This is a genomic window from Arsenophonus sp. ENCA (genome assembly GCF_002287155.1).
GTDB classification, from domain to species: Bacteria; Pseudomonadota; Gammaproteobacteria; order Enterobacterales; family Enterobacteriaceae; genus Arsenophonus; species Arsenophonus nilaparvatae.
Map to the genome: position 1 here is coordinate 1 of NZ_NHNG01000783.1, position 743 is coordinate 743.

Sequence of the window (743 nt, forward strand, 5' to 3'; positions counted from 1 at the left end):
ATCGATTTGCAAGGCATGTTAACCAAAGGTTTTAAAATGGGCAATGCTGAAATTGAGCCACCAAAATCAATTTCAACCGCCACCGCCGTCACAGCACAAATTATAGCCCAAGTGGCCAGCCATATTTATGGTGGTACTACCATTAATCGTATCGATGAAGTGCTGGCTCCATTTGTTCAGGCGAGCTATAAAAAACACTTAAAAATTGCCAAAGAATGGCAAATTGACGACCAATTTGCCTATGCTGAGAGCAGAACAGAAAAAGAGTGTTATGACGCTTTTCAATCACTAGAATATGAAGTCAATACACTGCACACCGCAAATGGCCAAACACCTTTTGTTACCTTTGGGTTTGGCTTAGGAACCTCAAAAGAGTCACGATTAATCCAAAAATCTATCTTACAAAATCGATTAGCTGGATTAGGTAAAAATCGTAAAACCTCGGTATTTCCAAAATTAGTTTTTGCTATCCGTAAGGGGATCAATCACCAATATGGCGATCCCAACTACGACATTAAACAGCTTGCACTTGAATGTGCCAGTAAACGGATGTATCCAGATATTCTTAACTACGAGCAGGTGGTAAACGTCACCGGCTCTTTCAAAACACCGATGGGTTGCCGCAGTTTCTTGGGCGTTTATGAAGAGCAAGGTCAAGCTATTCATGAAGGACGTAATAATCTCGGTGTGATCAGTATTAACTTGCCCCGGATAGCAATTGAGGCCAAAGGTGACGAACAACG

1 protein-coding gene is annotated in these 743 nt (G+C 41.6%); it reads left to right on the forward strand.

What is annotated here, in order from left to right; all coding sequences use genetic code 11:
• The coding region (gene nrdD, locus CBG25_RS20305; RefSeq protein WP_290608899.1) for an anaerobic ribonucleoside-triphosphate reductase at window positions 1-743 on the forward strand (743 nt) is incomplete at both ends.